15 protein-coding genes are annotated in these 16,378 nt (G+C 68.5%); 6 read left to right on the forward strand and 9 right to left on the reverse strand.

Features of this window, described 5'->3' with window-relative positions; all coding sequences use genetic code 11:
* The first annotated feature begins 34 nt into the window (after positions 1-34).
* Positions 35-1,714, forward strand: coding sequence for an ATP-binding protein (locus AB4Y68_RS10100; protein WP_441455471.1), 1,680 nt, complete (start codon positions 35-37; stop codon positions 1,712-1,714).
* 32 nt (positions 1,715-1,746) lie between these two features.
* Positions 1,747-2,448 carry a hypothetical protein gene (locus AB4Y68_RS10105; protein ID WP_441455472.1) on the forward strand — a complete coding sequence of 234 codons (702 nt, stop codon included), beginning with the start codon at positions 1,747-1,749 and terminating at the stop codon, positions 2,446-2,448.
* A gap of 3 nt (positions 2,449-2,451) precedes the next feature.
* Here the strand turns inward: AB4Y68_RS10105 and AB4Y68_RS10110 are convergent, their stop codons facing one another.
* Positions 2,452-2,787, reverse strand: coding sequence for a VOC family protein (locus tag AB4Y68_RS10110; protein ID WP_441455473.1), 336 nt, complete (start codon positions 2,785-2,787; stop codon positions 2,452-2,454).
* Between the two features lie 101 nt (positions 2,788-2,888).
* The gene (locus AB4Y68_RS10115) at positions 2,889-4,088 is read right to left on the reverse strand and encodes a thiolase family protein (RefSeq protein WP_441455474.1); all 1,200 of its coding nucleotides are present in this window, start codon (positions 4,086-4,088) and stop codon (positions 2,889-2,891) included.
* Between the two features lie 170 nt (positions 4,089-4,258).
* Between AB4Y68_RS10115 and AB4Y68_RS10120 the strand changes: the two genes are divergently transcribed.
* Complete coding sequence (locus AB4Y68_RS10120; RefSeq protein WP_441455475.1) at positions 4,259-5,071, forward strand: IPT/TIG domain-containing protein; 813 nt, start codon at positions 4,259-4,261, stop codon at positions 5,069-5,071.
* Positions 5,072-5,086: 15 nt separating this feature from the next.
* On the opposite strand, the gene AB4Y68_RS10125 is transcribed toward AB4Y68_RS10120, so the two are convergent.
* The gene (locus AB4Y68_RS10125) at positions 5,087-5,914 is read right to left on the reverse strand and encodes an acyl-CoA thioesterase (protein ID WP_441455476.1); all 828 of its coding nucleotides are present in this window, start codon (positions 5,912-5,914) and stop codon (positions 5,087-5,089) included.
* 181 nt (positions 5,915-6,095) lie between these two features.
* On the opposite strand from AB4Y68_RS10125, the gene AB4Y68_RS10130 reads away from it, so the two are divergent.
* Positions 6,096-6,587: a winged helix-turn-helix transcriptional regulator gene (locus tag AB4Y68_RS10130; protein WP_441455477.1), complete on the forward strand. Its 492-nt coding sequence runs from the start codon at positions 6,096-6,098 to the stop codon at positions 6,585-6,587.
* A 3-nt stretch (positions 6,588-6,590) separates the two neighbouring features.
* On the opposite strand, the gene AB4Y68_RS10135 is transcribed toward AB4Y68_RS10130, so the two are convergent.
* From AB4Y68_RS10135 to AB4Y68_RS10160, 6 genes are all read right to left on the reverse strand, one after another.
* Entirely contained in the window at positions 6,591-7,109 is a 519-nt protein-coding gene (locus AB4Y68_RS10135) for a hemerythrin domain-containing protein (RefSeq protein ID WP_441455479.1), read from the reverse strand.
* Positions 7,110-7,173: 64 nt separating this feature from the next.
* A complete protein-coding gene (gene mnmA / locus AB4Y68_RS10140) occupies positions 7,174-8,397 on the reverse strand; it encodes a tRNA 2-thiouridine(34) synthase MnmA (protein WP_441455480.1) in 1,224 nt (407 codons plus the stop codon).
* A 234-nt stretch (positions 8,398-8,631) separates the two neighbouring features.
* On the reverse strand, positions 8,632-8,916 hold the full coding sequence (gene sciP / locus AB4Y68_RS10145; protein WP_441455482.1) for a CtrA inhibitor SciP: 285 nt from the start codon (positions 8,914-8,916) through the stop codon (positions 8,632-8,634).
* A gap of 186 nt (positions 8,917-9,102) precedes the next feature.
* On the reverse strand, positions 9,103-10,545 hold the full coding sequence (flgE, locus tag AB4Y68_RS10150) for a flagellar hook protein FlgE (protein ID WP_441455483.1): 1,443 nt from the start codon (positions 10,543-10,545) through the stop codon (positions 9,103-9,105).
* Positions 10,546-10,557: 12 nt separating this feature from the next.
* Positions 10,558-11,316: a flagellar hook assembly protein FlgD gene (locus AB4Y68_RS10155; protein WP_441455484.1), complete on the reverse strand. Its 759-nt coding sequence runs from the start codon at positions 11,314-11,316 to the stop codon at positions 10,558-10,560.
* A 2-nt stretch (positions 11,317-11,318) separates the two neighbouring features.
* A complete protein-coding gene (locus AB4Y68_RS10160) occupies positions 11,319-12,941 on the reverse strand; it encodes a flagellar hook-length control protein FliK (protein ID WP_441455485.1) in 1,623 nt (540 codons plus the stop codon).
* A gap of 399 nt (positions 12,942-13,340) precedes the next feature.
* Between AB4Y68_RS10160 and flgK the strand changes: the two genes are divergently transcribed.
* Entirely contained in the window at positions 13,341-15,455 is a 2,115-nt protein-coding gene (gene flgK / locus AB4Y68_RS10165) for a flagellar hook-associated protein FlgK (RefSeq protein ID WP_441455486.1), read from the forward strand.
* Complete coding sequence (locus AB4Y68_RS10170; RefSeq protein ID WP_441455487.1) at positions 15,452-16,372, forward strand: flagellin; 921 nt, start codon at positions 15,452-15,454, stop codon at positions 16,370-16,372. Before flgK ends, AB4Y68_RS10170 begins: the two co-directional genes overlap by 4 nt.
* Positions 16,373-16,378 lie beyond the last annotated feature (6 nt).

Consider the following 16,378-nt stretch of genomic DNA (forward strand, 5'->3'; position numbering starts at 1 on the left):
GATGGGGTGTTAGTCGCGTACACCGGACCCGATCATGACCATGAGCCGCGCGCTCGACAGGCCTGAATACGTCATCGACGCCGACGCGGAGCGCGGTGCGGTCGGCGTTGTCGCCGCGCCCAACGCCAGCTTCTTCCGCCAGCCGTTGGCGCCGATCCTGACTGCGGTAGGGGTGACGGTGCTGGTGGTTCTGGCGATCAGCTTCGCCCGCACCAACGGTCTGGTCGCAGCCCTGTGGGGCGCGGGCGGGCTGGCTCTCGCGGTCTGGCTGCGCAGTGGTCGCGGCACGGCCTATGATTTCGGCTTCGGCGCCCTGGTGGTCACGGGCGTTTTGGCGGGCGAGTTCCTGGTCGGCAACGGCCCGGCCCTGTCCCTCATGTTCACGGCCATGAACCTGCTGGAGATCACTCTGGCGGTCGTGCTGACCCGTCGGTTCGTGCCCGGCCTCAACGTCAACAGCGTCGAAGGACTGACCCGTTTCCTGGCGGTCTGCGCCGCATCGGCCCTGCCTTCGGCGATTCTCAGTGCGCTGGCGCTTGAGGCCATGGTCGGCGCCGACGTGCTGGATGGGTTCCGAATCTGGTGGTTCGGCCATTCGCTGGGCTTCGCGGTGATCGGCGTCTTCGGTCTGGCGCTGCAGTCGCGGCATATGGCAATCCTGCGTCAGCCCGCGCGGCTGGCCGAGGGCGTCGCCATATGCGGTCTGGTCGGCGCCGCCTGCTATGCGATCTTCTCCCAACTGAGTCTGCCCTACGGCTTCCTGCTGTTGCCGCTGCTGGTCCTGATGGCTGTGCGTTTCCGTGTGGCCGGGACGGCCACCGCGCTGTTGATCGTTTCGGTCATGGCGATCGGCGGCACGATGGTCGGTCATGGCCCCTATCATGCGTTCAGCGCTGAGCACCGAGCCCTGCTCGGACAACTTCTGGTGCTGTTGGGCTATATGCCGATCCTGATGGTCGCAGCCCTGCTGGAAGAACGCGACCGTCTGGCGGAACGCGCCCGCGCCGGACGGGACCGCGCCGAACGCGCCTCGGCGGCCAAGTCGCGCCTGCTAGCCAACGTCGCCCATGAGATCAAGAGCCCCGTCGGCGGCATCATCGGTATCGGCGAACTGTGGGCCGGCGGCCAGCTGGGCGAGGCCTCGGCCAGTCAGGTCGAAATGGCGCAGATGCTGGTCAAGACCGCGCGTCAGGTGGAGGCCCTGGCCCATGATCTTCTGGATGTGGCGCGCGCCGAGTCCGGCGCCCTCAGGGTCGATCTGCGTCCCACGGACGTGGTCGGCGTCCTGGAAGACGTGCGCCGCGCCGTGATGCTGAAGCCGGAGGCGGCGAACGTGGCCGTCGACGTGGCGGTCGAAGGCGACGCCCTGATCGCTCAGGCGGATTCGCAGCGTCTGGCCCAGGTGATCGGCAATCTGGCCAACAACGCCATCAAATACGGCGCGTCGGGCGGCGTGGTCCGGCTGTGCGCGCTGTGGGCCGATGGCCGGGTCCGGATCGAGGTCCGGGACCATGGATCCGGCCTGTCCCTGGAGAAGCAGGCGCAACTGTTCGAGCCTTTCAACAGGCTGGGGCTGGAACGCTCGGCCATCGAGGGGCACGGCATCGGCCTGGCTCTGGCCAAGCGCCTGACCGAGCTTCAGGGCGGCGAGATCGGCGTGATCTCCGCGCCCGGCGAAGGCGCGACCTTCTGGGTGGAGCTTGAGGCGGCTTGACCGCTTCGCGCGCTCCGCGCCAAGGTCGGCGCATGAGAACCTTGCTGATCGCTTCCGCCCTCCTGACCGTTCCCGCCTCGGCCCTGGCGCAGAACCCCAGCGCCGAGGAACTGACGCGGCTGCTGAACGGCGGGCCGCCCGCCGCTGTTCGGCCCGCCCCTCAGGCTCAGCCCCAGAACCCACGTCCGAGCGCGGCTCCGACGCCCGCGATCAGTTCGACCCCGACCCCGACCCCGACCCAGGCGGCGCCGGTTCGCGCGACCGCAGCGCCCGCTCCGGTGGCCGCGGCGCCGGTTGTTCCCGTTCGGGCGCCGGCTCCGAGCTCGACCCCCGCCCCGGCTCCTGCTTCGGCCGCCGCCGCACCAGCGACGGGCGCGCTGAACGCCGCCGCCGTCGCGGCCCTGCCGTTCCGTATTGAACTGCCCGCGGGCTTTCAACTGTTCGAAGGCCGGGGGGCGCCGGATTCGCGTGTCTGGTCGGTGCGCAAGGCGGGCAAGACCTTCGCCATGATTTACGCCGGGCCGTCGTCGCAGTTTCCCATCTATGACGGCGAGCGGGTTCAGGCGGCGGGCCGCGTCAGCGTCGTCGTGCCCGAGGGCATGCGTCGAATCGCCATGGAACATCTGTTCCAGCGTCCGGTCGCGCCGGCCGAGATCCACGTCTGGCTGATGAGTCTCGACGGCGCCGACCGCGACGCCGCCGAGCGGATCGCCCAATCTATCGATCCGAAATAGGGCCTAGGTCTCGGACCAGACGGCCAGTTCGTTGCCGGACGGGTCGCGGAAATGGAAACGGCGTCCGCCGGGGAAGGCGAAAATCGGGTGGAGGATTTCTGCGCCCGCCGCCTGAACCTTGGCCAGCATGGCCTCCAGGTCGTGGGCGTAGAGGATGGGCAGGGGCTTGGGCGTCATCGCCTCGGTGGTGAAGCCGCCGTCCAGCCCCTCGCCGAAGGCGGCGTAGTCGGGACCAAAGTCCTGGAACACCCAGCCGAAGGCGGCGGCGTAGAAGGCCTTGTGCGCCGCCATGTCGACAGCGGGCAGTTCGAGATAATCCAGTTTTCCGTCTTCGCGCATGGGGCGTTCCTTTTGCGGGATTGAAGGTCAGGCTCCCACACCGCGCGGCTCCGCGCAAACGGGGGCGGCAGGCAGGACCCGCCGCCCTGCATCCTCCCGCGTTAGGCCAGTTCCACGGCCATGGCCACGGCTTCGCCGCCGCCGATGCACAGCGAGGCCACGCCCTTCTTGCCGCCGCGCGCCTGAAGCGCCGCCAACAGGGTGGAGAGGATGCGCGCGCCCGAGGCGCCGATGGGGTGGCCCAGGGCGGTGGCGCCGCCGTTGACGTTCAGCTTGGCGCGGTCGATGCCCAGTTCCTGCTGCGCGATCATGGCGACGACGGCGAAGGCCTCGTTGACCTCCCACAGATCGACGTCCTCGACCGACCAGCCGGCCTTCTTCAGGGCTTTGCGCATGGCGGGGACGGGGGCGGTGGTGAACAGGCCTGGCTCATGGGCGTGGGCGGCGTGGGCGACGACGCGGGCGACGATCGGCAGGCCGAGCGCCTTGGCCGTGCTTTCGCGCGTCATGACCAGGGCCGCTGCGCCGTCCGAGATGGAGCTGGCGTTGGCGGCGGTGATGGCGCCGTCCTTGGTGAAGGCGGGGCGTAGGGTCGGAATCTTGGCCGGGTCGGCCTTGCCGGGCTGCTCGTCCTCGCTGACCGTGACGGGGCCCTTGCGCGTGGCGACCTCGACCGGAACGATCTCGGCCTTGAAGGCGCCCGAGGCGATGGCCGCCTTGGCGCGGGTCAGGCTCTCGATGGCGTATTCGTCCATCTGTTCACGCGTGAACTGATACTGGGCGGCGGAGTCCTCGGCGAAGACGCCCATGGCCTTGCCGGGGGAATAGGCGTCTTCCAGACCGTCCATCATCATGGAATCGACGATGACGTCGTGGCCGATGCGGGCGCCGGCGCGGTGCTTGTTCATCAGATAGGGGGCGCCGCTCATCGACTCCATGCCGCCGGCGACGATGACGTCAGCCGTACCGGCGAGAAGGGCGTCGTGCGCCATCATGGCGGCTTGCAGGCCCGAGCCGCACATCTTGTTCACCGTCGTCGCCTCGACGTGCTTGCCGAGCCCTGCGCCGATGGCGGCCTGACGCGCCGGGGCCTGGCCCAGGCCGGCGGGCAGGACGCAGCCCATGTAGATCTGCTCGACCTTTTCAGGGGCGAGGCCCGCGCGCTCGACGGCGGCCTTGACCGCGGCGGCGCCCAGATCGGTCGCCTTGACCGTGGACAGCGCGCCCTGGAAGCCGCCCATCGGCGTGCGGGCGAAGGAGACGATGACGACGGGGTCTTGGGCGCTGTTCGGGGCAGTCATGGCGGTTCGTCCTGATGGAAACTCTGTGGGGGCTAGATCGGGCGCCGAGCAATGCGGCGCAAGGCGTAATGGGACGCAGGTTGACCGCTGCTCGCCGGGCGGTGTTGTTAACCTTTGCTGTAAAATCGATTCGCCGGGCGTCGCCGAGGCAGGATCAGAAAGCTGACATCATGCTTCGTTGCCTGTCGGGCGCCGCTCTGGCCGCCGCCGTTTTCGCCTGCGCCGCGCCGGCCCTCGCCCAGAATGTGACCATGAGCGCGTCCTATGCCTCGCCGGGCGTCAATCCGGGCGGCAGCATCCAGCTGAAGTTCTTCCTCTACACCTCCGAGGTGTCGCCGGACCCGATGAGCGGCGGCGCTTTCACCTATACGGTTCCGGCAGGGCTGACGGCGACGGGCTATGCGCTGTCGCCCTTCTGCCCGGCGACCGGATCCAGTCTGGTCGGCAACGTCCTGTCGGTCAGCGGCATCAGCCAGACCGCCTCCTTCATCTGCGAAATCGTGCTGGACCTGCAGGCGGACGGCACTTTGACCACCTATCCCCTGACGCCGACGACGTTGACCTTCGCCACGCCGACGGGCGGCAGCTTCGCCATGGTCGGCGGGTCCAATGCGACCCTGACGGTCACCCATGCGCCGGTGGTCGGCCAGCTTTCGCCGGCGTCCGGTCCGCTGGAGGGCGGGACCAGCGTCGTCATCACCGGAACCAATTTCAACGGGGTGACCTCGGTGACCTTTGGCGGAATCCCGGCGGGTTTCACGGTCAACAGCCCGACCCAGATCACCGCCGTCGCCCCGCCCGCCGCCAAGGGCGCGCGCAACATCTCGATCTCGGCCCTGGGCGGTCCCAGCCTGGTGTCGCCCAGCAGCAGCTTCATCTACGCCGAGCCGGTGCCGACCCTGACGGAATGGGCGATGATCCTGATGGCGACGGTGCTGGCCGGGTGCGGCGCCCTGTTCGTGCAGCGCCGTCGCGCCGCCTGACGCGATGTTCGGCATCTAGAGCAGCTTGCGACGCTGGCGGGCGATGGCCAGAGGCCGCCCGTCGGCGCCCCAGGCTGTCGCCTCGTCCACCGACCAGCCGAGGCCGTGATCCAGCAGCCGGTATTCAAAGAAGGCCCAGCCGTCGGGCGCGGTCTCGGGCGTCGGATCGCCAAGAAAATCGTAGCGAAGATCGACCGAGGTCATCATCGGCGGCGCCTTGAAGGCCGTCCACGCCGGGGGATAGAGGGCGTCCAGCAGGTAGGATAGCCGCAGTTCGTCCAGCGGCGCCCCGTCGCGGGTGCGCATCCAGACCCGCTCGACCACCGGCTTGCCCTCGTTGCCGCCGAGGATGTTGGGGCCGCCGTCGAAGCGATAGTCAACGTGCTGCGAGAAGCGCGGGGCCATGGGGCCGCTGAGGCCCGGCGCGTCACGGTGCAGCGCGGGCGGCGGCGCCGCAAGCGGGCTGAGGGTTTCGGCGCTGTCGCCGTCCACGCCATAGGTGGCGCTGGCGTGGTGGGTCAGGCGCGAGCCTTGCCCGCCCTCAACCACGGCATAGGCCACGTTGCGCCCGCCGCGCAGCAGGCGGGGGCGGAACTGGATCGGCTGGCCATAGCGGGCGGCGGCCAGATACTGGACGCTCAGGCTACGCAGCGGCGCCTTGATCCCCAGCCCCTGACGCATGGCCCCGGCGCACAGGGCCGCCAGCAGACCGCCGAAGGGGAAGCCCGCCTCGGGCGGGGCGGCGATGGGACCATTGGAGAATTCGCCGGACAGGTGGGCGGCCAGCCCATCGTCGCCGGGCGTCAGGGTCAGGGCGTCGTGCAGCAGGTCGGCTTCGGTCATCGGTCCACGCAACAGCAGGCGAAAGAGGCGCGGGTGGAGACTGAAGCGTCGCCGCCCGCAAGTCGAGGAATGCAGGAACGCGACTGGGGAGTCGCATGTTGGTTGCCTAAGAAAACTGACAAACTGCGTCCCGATTGGCAACCTACTTGTCAAAAGCCTGACGCGGGGTCACTTTCCGCCCATGGGACGCACCGCCGACTATAGCCGCCAGAGCTGCTCGATCGCCGCCACGCTGGAGGTGATCGGCGACCCTTGGACCCTGCTGGTCGTCCGCGACGCCTTCAACGGCGTGCGCCGGTTCGAACAATGGCAGGAGCGTCTGGGCGTGGCGCGCAACGTCCTGGCTGCACGGCTGAAGTCGCTGGTGCAGCACGGGGTGCTGGAGCCGCAGCTCTATTCGGAACGCCCGCCGCGCAACGAATATATCCTGACCGCCAAGGGCAAGGATCTGTACGGCGTGCTGGTGACCCTGCACGCCTGGGGCGAGAAGCACGTCTACGGCGACGCCGACAGCGGCATTTCCATGATCCACAAGACCTGCGGCCACGACCTCAAGCCGCGCATCGCCTGCGGCCACTGCAACGAGATCGTCAAACCCCGCGACATCGAACTGACCTGGGCCGAGAACCGGCCGACCGTCGGGGACGTGATGCCCAAGGATGAGGCGGCCTGAGCCTCAGGCCGCCGGTTCGCCTTTCAGCGCCATCAGGGGGATGACGATGTCCTCCTCGTCGTCGAGGTGGCGGGTCAGACCGGGCGCGGCGCGGTCCAGCGCATCGGCGAGCCGGTGGGCGTGGTCAGGCGCGTCGGGGGACTGGCCGGCGACCCCCTGATGGAAGGCGACGGCGTAATGGTAGAGGGCGTCCAGATGGGCGTGGATGGCGTCGTGGTCGCGGTCCAGCAGGTCGAGGCCCGTCTGGATGCGCGGCTCGATGCGGCGGAAGTGCGGGAAGTAGTGGCCGCTCTCGACCCGGTGGTGGCCGTCCAGATGCTGGAGGAAGGCTTGGAGCGTCGGCAGCAGGGCGGCGTGCAGGCCGCGTGGGTCCAGGGCGCCTGACCGCCAGCGCGTCGCGGCGGCGGCCATCTGGGCCTGCTGGGCGCGGAAGCCGGCGTGCATCTGCAGCCAGAAGGCCGCGGTTTCGGGCAGTGCGCCGGTCCAGCGCTCACGCGGGAAGGCGTCGCGCAGATACAGCATGTCGTCGGGCAGACAGGCGCGGACGCCCAGCGCCAGGCTGTCCGTCGGCGCGTCGTTGTGCGGCTCAGGCGACAGCGGTGGTGCTCTGGATGAAGCCGCCGCCCAGGACGCGGTCGGGATCGGCTGGGTCGTAGAGGGCGCAGGCCTGGCCGGGGGCGACGCCTTCCTCGCCCTCATCGAAGACGACCGAGACGACGCCGTCCTCGTCCATGCTCAGACGGGCGGGGGAGGGCTGGCGGGTCGAGCGGACGCGGGCCAGGACGGGCGCGCCGTCGCGGGCGGCTTCCTCGATCGTGGCCTGGTCGCCCAGCCAGTTGGTTTCTTCCAGCGTCAGGCTGGCGGTCAGCAGGGCCTCGCGCGGGCCGACGATGACGCGGCGGTTTTCGGGGTCCAGCCTGGTGACGAACAGAGGCTCGCCCACGGCGACGTTCAGGCCGCGGCGCTGGCCGATGGTGTAGTCGGTGATGCCGCCGTGCTGGCCCAGCACCCGCCCGTCCATGTGGACGATCTCGCCGGCCTCGCGGCCTTGCGGACGCAGGCGGTCGATCAGGGTGCGATAGTCGCCGGAGGGGACGAAGCAGATGTCCTGACTGTCCGGCTTGGCGGCGATGCGCAGACCGAGGGCGGCGGCGACGCCGCGCACCTGGGGCTTTTCCAGATCGGCAAGGGGGAAGCGCAGATAGTCCAGTTGTGTCTGGGTGGTGGCGAACAGGAAGTAGGACTGGTCGCGCGAGTGATCGACGGCCTTGCGCATCTGCGAGCGGTTGCCGACGGCGGCGCGGCGGACGTAGTGGCCGGTGGCCATGGCCTCGGCGCCCAGGTCGCGGGCGACGTCGAGCAGGTCGCGGAACTTGACCGTCTGGTTGCAGCGGATGCAGGGGACCGGGGTCTGGCCCTTCAGATAGGAGTCCGCGAACTGGTCGATCACCGCGTCCTTGAAGCGGCTTTCGTAGTCGAGGACGTAGTGGGGAATGCCGAGCATCTCGGCGGCCAGACGGGCGTCGTGGATGTCCTGACCGGCGCAGCAGGCGCCCTTTTTCTTCAGCGCCGCGCCGTGGTCGTAGAGCTGGAGGGTGACGCCGACCACGTCATAGCCCGCCTTGGCCAGCAGGGCGGCGACGACGGTGGAATCCACCCCGCCCGACATGGCCGCGACCACGCGCGATCCGACCGGCAGGCCGACCGCCTGTCGCGCGCTCTCGATCGCAGCGTCCATGTCGGCGGCGCCGGACATGGGGGCGATGGTCGGGATGGGGCAGATGTCGTCAGCCAGGGTCATCGCCGCCATATAGAGGTCCCTGCGTTCGATTTCGAGGCATGGGCTTCTCCTCCCCATAAAATGGAGGTGGATCGGCCGCGCGAGCGGACGAGACGGAGGGGCTGCTTACACAGAGAGAGCCCCTCCACCGCTACGCGGTCCCCCTCCCCACAGAGTGGGGAGGAGAAAATAGAAAGGCCGCCTCCGTCGCCGGAAGCGGCCACTATCCTTGGACCTATCGCGCGTTGCGCTACTTGAGGCCCATTAATCCCGGTAGCTCTGGATGCGCGTGGTGCGCAGGCCCTGCATGCCCCATTTGTCGATCGCCTGTTGCCAGGCGATGAATTCCTCGGCCGTCAGGCGATATTTCGCCAGGGCGTCTTCCAGGTTGATCAGTCCGCCGCGAACGGCGGCGACCACTTCGGCCTTGCGGCGGATCACCCAGCGGTTCGTATCCGCCGGCGGGAGATCCCGCAGGGTCAGCGGCGTGCCCGTCGGGCCGACCACGTACTGTTCGCCTCTATTATTAAGGCGTCGCTCTTGCAGCATGGGCTTAAGCCTCTTTCACCACCACCATCGACGCGTAGGCTAGGCCCCTGGCCGCTAAGGGCCTTTTAAGCGTCGTGGTGAAGGAATGGCTAAGACGCATCGTCCGCTTCCGGCGCGCGCGGCGCGACGGAAACGAAGGATTCATCGAGTCTAACGAAGGCTTACTCATCGATTCCCGGTGGGCGATCAGCGCTTGATGTTGATCAGTTCCGCCAGCATCTCGTCGGCGGTGGTGATGATCTTGGATGAGGCCGAATAGGCGCGCTGAGTGGTGATCAGGCCGGTGAACTCGGTCGACAGGTCGACGGTCGAGGCCTCCAGCTGTTGCGAGCCCAGCAGGCCCGCGCCGCCGGTGCCGGGCGCCTTCAGGTTGAAGGTGCCGGAGTTCTGGCTGACGCGGAAGGCGTTCCCCGACACCTCGGTCAGGCTGTCCGCGCTGGGGAAGGTCGCCAGGGCGACCTGGGCGATCTTGCGCATCACGCCGTTGTCGAAGATGGCCGTGACGAAGCCCGCCTCGTCGATCTTGACCTCGGTCAGATTTCCGAAGGCCGTGCCGTTCGTATAGGTGGCCTGGACAATCGAGGTGCTGTCGTACTGGGTCAGGCCGCCGGCCGAGGCATTCATGTCGAACGCGATGTTCTGGGCGGCGATGCCCAGGGCCGGATCCCAGGTGCCGTCCAGCGCGCCGGCCGTCGTGCCGTCCGAGGCGCCGAGCGTCAGGCTGGCGTTGGTCGGATCGTCGAACAGGCCGGTGCCGGCCGGCCAGCCCTGCATCTTGGTGACGTCCAGGCGTCCGTCCTGAGTGAAGGCGATCTTGCCGGCGCGCAACTGGCCGTCGGGGTGGGTCACCGTGCCGGCGGGGGCGCGGATTTCGGCATACCATTCGTTGGCGACGTCGCTCTTCAGGAAGGAGACGCTGATGTTGCGCTGGCCGCCCTTGGAGTCCGAGACCGGGATCGTGATCTCGAAGTCCGGCTTGACGCCCGTGCCGGTCACCGGGTCCCACATCGCCATGGAGTTGGCCGCCGGGTCGTAGGCCAGGGGCCCGACAGGAGCCAGCGCGGCGTCCTTGGCGGCGTCGGAGATGGTCTGGCTCGACTTCAGGTTGGCGTTCAGGCTGACGCGGGTGGTCGGTTCCGCCGCGCCGCCGACCGAGCCGACGTTGATGGTGCGCAGGCGGCTCATGTCGGAGGGGTCGCTGTTGACCGTGCCGTCGGCGGCCACCGGCCAGCCCTGCAGATAGAGGCCGGAAGTGTTCTTCAGATAGCCCAGGTCATCGATCTTGAAGGCCCCGGCGCGGGTGAACAGGCGCGCGTCGCTCAGGGTCAGGTTTTCGGACTTCTCGGTGACGACGAAGAAGCCCTGGCCCGAAATGGCCAGGTCGGTGCCCGAGGTGGTGCGCTGCAACTGACCCGCCTGGCTGATGAAGTGGCGGGCCGAGGCCTGAACGCCGCCGGCCGAGAAACCGACGCCCTGGGTCTGGCTGTTGACGACGGTGGCGAACTCGGTCGAGGCGCGCTTGTAGCCCACGGTGTTCACGTTGGCGATATTCTGCGAAATCGTTGACAGGGCCGCGGCGTTCGCGGTCAGGCCGGACACGCCGGCCAGCATGGCGCCGTTGATGCTCATGACTGGGCTTCCTTACGAGAGAAGAGTGAGGGGATTGATGCGGGAGGCGAAGGCCGAGAGGCCGTTGGCGTCCTCGCCTTCGGGAGTGGCGATAGGGGGCGTGACGGCCGTCTTTTGTTCTTCCAGCGCGATCAGGCTGGAGACGGGCATGATGGATTTTCCGATCGTGACGTAGGGGGCGCCGTCGTACATTTCGACGCCGGTGACCCGGCCGCGGATAATGACCTGGCCGTCGACGGCCTTGCCGGCGCCGTCCTTGGCGAAAACCTTCAGCGTATAGACGCCGCCGTTGTCGACCTGACCGCCGCCGGTGGTTTTGCCGTCCCACTTGAAGTCGTGCATGCCGTTGGTTTTGGCGGGCGCGTCGCCTGTCCAGACCACCTTGCCGCCGGCGTCCAGCACCTGAAGCGTCGCCGTCGCGGCGTTGCCGCCCAGTTCGTAGCTCCAGTTCGCCGCGCCGTCCTCATAGCGGGTGGCGGACCAGACGGCGGTGGCGTCCTTGCCGATATACTGCGCCGCGCCGGTCAGGCCGTCGCCCTGCTGGGCCTGAAGCAGGCTGTTCAGCAGGGTGTTGGTCAGCAACTGCTGCTCGACCCCGGCCATCTGGGTCAACTGGGCGGTGAACTGATTGGAATCCACCGGCGACAGCGGGTCCTGGTTCTTCAACTGGGAGGTCAACAGCGACAGGAAGGTCTCGAAATTCGAGGCCAGCATGGTCGAGCCGGTGTTGATCTTGCCCGTGGCGGCGTTGGCGGAGACGGCGTTGACCATCGTCAGACCTTCAGATCGACGCGGTCAGGCGTCAGCGAGAGGGATGTCCAGGCTCCGTGCGCCCCGGAAAGAGGCGGCGGAACGGCGAGATCGGCGTCGGCGGCGAGGCGCGCGGCGCCGGCGAAGGCGCGGCGATCCGGCGGGCGGTCAAAGGCGCCGCCGCCGAAGCCGGACGAAGGGTTCCGTTCGGCGAACTCCAGCGAGTCCTGCGACAACTGGAAGCCGGCTTCCTGAAGCTGGCGGCGCAGTTCGTCGGCGCGGCCGCGCAGATCTGTGGCGGCGGCCGGATTGTCGAAGGCCAGACGCGCCGTCAGCCGCCCGTCGGAATCGATCTCCAGGCTCACGTCGACGCGGCCCAGGTCTTCGGGCGTCAGCGCCATGTCGAAGCGGGTCGAGCGGCCGTCCAGCTTCTTGAGAATCTGGGCGGCGATCTGGGCCGTGGTCTCGACCGTGGCGCGCGACAGCATCGACAGGCCCAGGTCGCGATTGGCGGCGGGCGCGCCGGCCTGGCTTTCCTGCGGCGGCAGGGCGGGGGGCGCGGCGGCGTCGCCTTCGGTCGAGGCCGGTGCGTCACCGGACGAGGCGGGAAGCGCCGTTGCGGCGTCGGCGCGCGGCGTGGAGGCGGCGAAACTGGCGGCCATGGCGTTCGAGGTCGAAGGCGCGGCGGCGGTTGGGGTCAGGGACGAGGCTGACGCTGACGCGCTGTCGCCGTCAGGCGAGGCGGCCGCGTTGGAGGGACGGTCCTCGCCACGACCCTGCGCATCACGGAGCCGCGGCGCGGGGGGCGGCGTCAGGTTCTGGGCAGGCGCGGGAGCGGGAACGGTTGTGGAGGATGTCGTCGAGGCCGTCGTTGTGGCGGCCGAAGGCGAAGCGGGCGGAACGGGTTGAGCCGGTTCCGCCGGTTCCGCCGGGGGCGGCGGCTCGGCGGTCATCGGCGGGACGGCGGCCATGGGCCGATTGGCGGTGAGCGCCGCCGCCAGGGCCGCAGACGGGGCGGGCGTCGGCGTCGCCAGTCCGCGCGCGGGGCTTGCCTTCGGTTCGGTCGAGGCGGCGGCGGGCGTGGCAACGTCCTGATCCGGCTGTGGCGTCGAGGTTTCGGCCGGCGTCGCGACCTCTGTCGTCACGAGCGGGGCGCTGTGGGCGGTCGCGTCAGGCACCGAGGTCTGGGGCGAAGAGGCCAGAGGCCGGGAAACCGGCGGTTGGTCCGGCGCGGCGGCTGTCGGCGTCGGGGACGTCATTGGCGGCTGCGTCGATGCCTCGACATCGATCGCGGGCGCTGTCGGCGCGGCTTCGAGCAACGGGGCGGCGGGCGCACCAGTTATGGAGTCTGTGCTGGCCGTTTCGGCGACGAGCGCTTCGGCCGTCATTGGCGGGATGATCGGGGCTGGGATGGGCGCCAGCAACCAACCTGGCGCGGCGGCGTCAGCCGTCGGAGTCTCGCTGTCGAGGGGCGCAACCTCGGCCGAAGCCGTCGGCGCCGCGTCGGAGCTCCCGTCGCCCTGAGTCGCGGAAGCATCCGCCACCAGGGCGGCGAACAGGGAGGCGAACAGGGCGCCGTCGGCCGCCGTGTCGTCGGACACGCCGATGCCCGCCGCGGTCGAGGCGGCGGGGGCGATGACGGACATGACGCTTTGGGCTGACATGGGGCGCAGGGCGGCTTTCAATGGGGTCGGCGCCTGCTGCGCCCAAGGTGTTCGGCAAGGGGCTGCGCAAGCCTTGGGCCAAGTTGGGAGGCTGACTGCAACGGTCTGAAAACAAACGATTTTGTCCGCGCGTCTCGTCACTGTCGGGGCGGCTTGCGGTCGGCCCTTCTTGCCGCGCCGCTACGCTTTTTGCCGGGTGGACCCGGCGCCGTTCCGCATGGCCCGCGATTTGCCCCTGTGAATACGAACGTACAGAGGCTGAAAGTCGATGTTTAATAAAATCAGAGGGTTGGCCAGAAGGCTGAACCGGAAAACCGGGCAAGATTTGCGCGCAGGCCAGCAAGGCTTGCCGGGCGCGGCCCTGCGCGGAGGGCGTGGCTGATGTCGCTCAGCTCGATCATGAACATCGCCACGTCGGGCATGACGGCCGCCCAGACGCAGTTGCGGGTGGTTTCGGACAACGTCTCGAACGTCAACACGCCGGGCTATATCCGCAAGATCGCCGACCAGCAGTCCTACGCCAACCAGGGCGTCGGCGCGGGCGTCGAGATCACGCGCATCCGCCTAGCCACCGACCGTTTCCTCCAGGCCGCCAGCCTGAGCGCCGGCGCCGAGGCTGGGCGCCAGAACGTGCGCTATGAATTGTACGACCGCATCCAGTCGCTGTTCGGCGACCCGGGCGCGGACAGTGGCTTCTTCTCGCAGATCGACAGCATCTTTTCGGCCTTCGCCGACTCTGCGGAAAACGCCATTTCGGGCCCGCTGCGCCAGGACGCCATCTACAAGACACAGACCGCTTTCAACGAAGCCGGGCGTATCGCCAAACAGATCCAGGCCGTGCGCGAGGACGCGGACGGCCGTATCCAGAGCGCCGTCGAACGGGCCAACGGCCTGCTGGAGCAGATCGAGAAGCTGAACGTCGAGATCGCCAAGGCCGCCGCGGTCGGCGCCGACTCCACCGGCGCCGAGACGGCCCAGGCCTCGCTGGTCAATGAACTGTCCGGACTAATGGACGTGCGCATCACCACCCGATCCGTCGGCGGGATCGAGATCCGCACCGGCGCCGGCATTCTTCTGGCCGGGCAGGGCGCGGCCAAGCTGGATTACAGGCGCGCGGGAGCCGTCTCGTCCGAGACCGCGTTCAACGAGGTCTGGGTCACCGAGGCCAACGGTCAGAAGAAGGCCCTGTCCGAGGGGATCACCTCGGGCGAGATCAAGGGGTTGATGGAGTTGCGCGACGTCGAGGCGCCGGCGGCGGCCGATCGTCTGGGCGAGTTGATGACGCGGCTGGCCGACGAGCTGAACCGGGCGCACAACGCCTCGTCTTCGGTCCCCGCCCCGACCGTCCTAAACGGCCGCAATATCGGCCAGTCGCTCGAGACGGCGCTGGCGGGCTTCACCGGCAAGACCACGATCGCTATCGTCGACGCTCAGGGCGTGATTCAGAACTCGGCGGCGATCGACTTCTCGGGCGGGATGATCACGATCAACGGCGTGGCGACCACGCCCGCCAACTTCCTGACCACGCTGAACGGCCAACTGGGCGGGGCGACAGCCAGCTTTGTCGGGGGGGTGTTGAGCATCAATGCGGGCGGAACCAACGGCGTCGCCATCGCCGACGACGCCGCGGCGCCCAGCACCAAGGCCGGACGCGGGTTCTCGCACTATTTCGGCATGAACGATCTGGTCTCGACGGATCGCCTGGCGCTCTACGATACGGGCCTGACGCCGGGCTCACTGCACGGTTTCACGGCGGGCGAGACCCTGACCTTGCGGTTCAACGACGCCTCCGGGACGAAGATCCGAGACATCGCCGTGGCGGTGCCGGCAGGTGCGGGCACAGTGGCCGAATTGTTGACGGCGTTGAACGACCCCGTGACCGGCGCCGGCCGTCAGGGCACGTTCAGCATGAACGCTTCGGGCGAGGTGATCTTCACCGGCCGGGGCGACCCGGCCCCCACCATGTCGGTTCTTGAGGACCGCACGACCCAGGTTCCCTCGGGCGTGTCCATGAGTGAACTGTTCGGCCTCGGCGGGGTGCGCGCCTCGCGGGCCGACGGCTTCTCCTTGCGCGGCGACATCGCCAAGGACCCGTTGAAGCTGGCGCTGGCCAGACTGGATCTGGGCGTGGCCGCCGGCACGGCCGCTCTGAGCAAGAACGACGGGCGCGGCGCCCGCTTGCTGGCCAGCGCGGATCAGAACGCGACGGCCTTCTCGGCCGCCGGGGGCTCGGCCAGCGGTTCGATGTCGGTGTCGCGTTATGCATCGGAACTGTCGGGCGAGATCGGCGGCAAGGCGACCATCGCCAAGAACCGTGCGACCGGCGCCCAGGCTCTGTTTACCGAGGCGGCCGCGCGGCGCACCTCGGTGGAGGGCGTGAACATGGACGAGGAACTGGTGCTGATGACCACCTATCAGCAAGCCTTTAACGCTTCGGCGCGCCTTATTCAGGCGGCGTCGGAAATGTACGACACGCTGATCGGAATGATGCGATGAACCGCGTAGCGACATTCGGAAACTATCAGTCGGCCCTGCTGCAGCTGATGGCGGCGCAGTCGCGCGGCGAGGACGCGCAGAACAAGGTCAACACCAAGAAGAACGCCACCGATCTGGTCGGCTTCGGGCGGCAGTCGGAGACGATCACCGCGCTGAAGTCCAGCCAGACGCGCATCCAGGGCTTCATCGACACGTCCAAGACGGTCGCGGACCGATTGACGACGCAGGACTTGGGGCTGGACCGGGTCGCCGACGCCGCCACCGCCGCGCGTCTCGCCATCGCCAACGCCATCGCCGCCGGGCGACTGGACGGTTTGATGACCGAACTGGAGTCGCAGTTTCAGATCGCCCAGGACGGGCTGAACACGAAGCATCAGGGCAAGTATGTCTTCTCGGGCGGCGCCGTTGATCAGCGGCCTGTCAATATCGCCGACCTGACTGCCCTGACCGCCCTGCCGGCGACCACGGACGCCTTCAAGAACGATCAACTGAAGCAGACGTCGTGGCTGGACGAGACGGTCACCATGGATACGGGCTTCCTGGCCAGCGACATCGGCCAGGCGCTGTTCGACGTGTTCCGGGACGTCCAGGCCTTCCATCTGGCCACGCCGCTGACGGGGCAGTTGACCGACGCCCAGCGGACGTTCCTGACCGCGCAGATGACGCGCTTCGAAACGGCGGCCAAGGGGGTCGTCGACATCCAGGCCCGCAACGGGGCCATGCAGGCTCGGGTCGATACGCTGATCGAATCGCAGGAGACGCGAAAAATCTCGATCGACACCATCCTCTCGGGCAAGACTGACGCCAATATGGCCGAGGCGGTGACGGAACTGGAGATGGCCCAGATCGCCATCCAGGCCTCGGCCCAGGTGATCAGTCAGCTGCGTCAGGTGTCGCTGCTCAACTATCTGAGATGATCCGGA

Origin of the sequence: Brevundimonas sp. 2YAF1, assembly GCF_052114745.1 — a bacterium.
Taxonomy (GTDB): domain Bacteria; phylum Pseudomonadota; class Alphaproteobacteria; order Caulobacterales; family Caulobacteraceae; genus Brevundimonas.

Excerpts from the sequence above, each read along its gene's own strand:
- sciP (WP_441455482.1), bottom strand. The coding sequence starts at position 8,916 with ATGCTGCAAGAGCGACGCCTTAATAATAGAGGCGAACAGTACGTGGTC.
- AB4Y68_RS10170 (WP_441455487.1), top strand. The coding sequence starts at position 15,452 with ATGAACCGCGTAGCGACATTCGGAAACTATCAGTCGGCCCTGCTGCAG.
- AB4Y68_RS10130 (WP_441455477.1), top strand. The coding sequence starts at position 6,096 with ATGGGACGCACCGCCGACTATAGCCGCCAGAGCTGCTCGATCGCCGCC.
- flgE (WP_441455483.1), bottom strand. The coding sequence starts at position 10,545 with ATGAGCATCAACGGCGCCATGCTGGCCGGCGTGTCCGGCCTGACCGCG.
- AB4Y68_RS10125 (WP_441455476.1), bottom strand. The coding sequence starts at position 5,914 with ATGACCGAAGCCGACCTGCTGCACGACGCCCTGACCCTGACGCCCGGC.
- AB4Y68_RS10135 (WP_441455479.1), bottom strand. The coding sequence starts at position 7,109 with ATGCTGTATCTGCGCGACGCCTTCCCGCGTGAGCGCTGGACCGGCGCA.
- AB4Y68_RS10115 (WP_441455474.1), bottom strand. The coding sequence starts at position 4,088 with ATGACTGCCCCGAACAGCGCCCAAGACCCCGTCGTCATCGTCTCCTTC.
- flgK (WP_441455486.1), top strand. The coding sequence starts at position 13,341 with ATGTCGCTCAGCTCGATCATGAACATCGCCACGTCGGGCATGACGGCC.
- AB4Y68_RS10110 (WP_441455473.1), bottom strand. The coding sequence starts at position 2,787 with ATGCGCGAAGACGGAAAACTGGATTATCTCGAACTGCCCGCTGTCGAC.
- mnmA (WP_441455480.1), bottom strand. The coding sequence starts at position 8,397 with ATGGCGGCGATGACCCTGGCTGACGACATCTGCCCCATCCCGACCATC.
- AB4Y68_RS10120 (WP_441455475.1), top strand. The coding sequence starts at position 4,259 with ATGCTTCGTTGCCTGTCGGGCGCCGCTCTGGCCGCCGCCGTTTTCGCC.
- AB4Y68_RS10155 (WP_441455484.1), bottom strand. The coding sequence starts at position 11,316 with ATGGTCAACGCCGTCTCCGCCAACGCCGCCACGGGCAAGATCAACACC.
- AB4Y68_RS10105 (WP_441455472.1), top strand. The coding sequence starts at position 1,747 with ATGAGAACCTTGCTGATCGCTTCCGCCCTCCTGACCGTTCCCGCCTCG.
- AB4Y68_RS10160 (WP_441455485.1), bottom strand. The coding sequence starts at position 12,941 with ATGTCCGTCATCGCCCCCGCCGCCTCGACCGCGGCGGGCATCGGCGTG.
- AB4Y68_RS10100 (WP_441455471.1), top strand. The coding sequence starts at position 35 with ATGACCATGAGCCGCGCGCTCGACAGGCCTGAATACGTCATCGACGCC.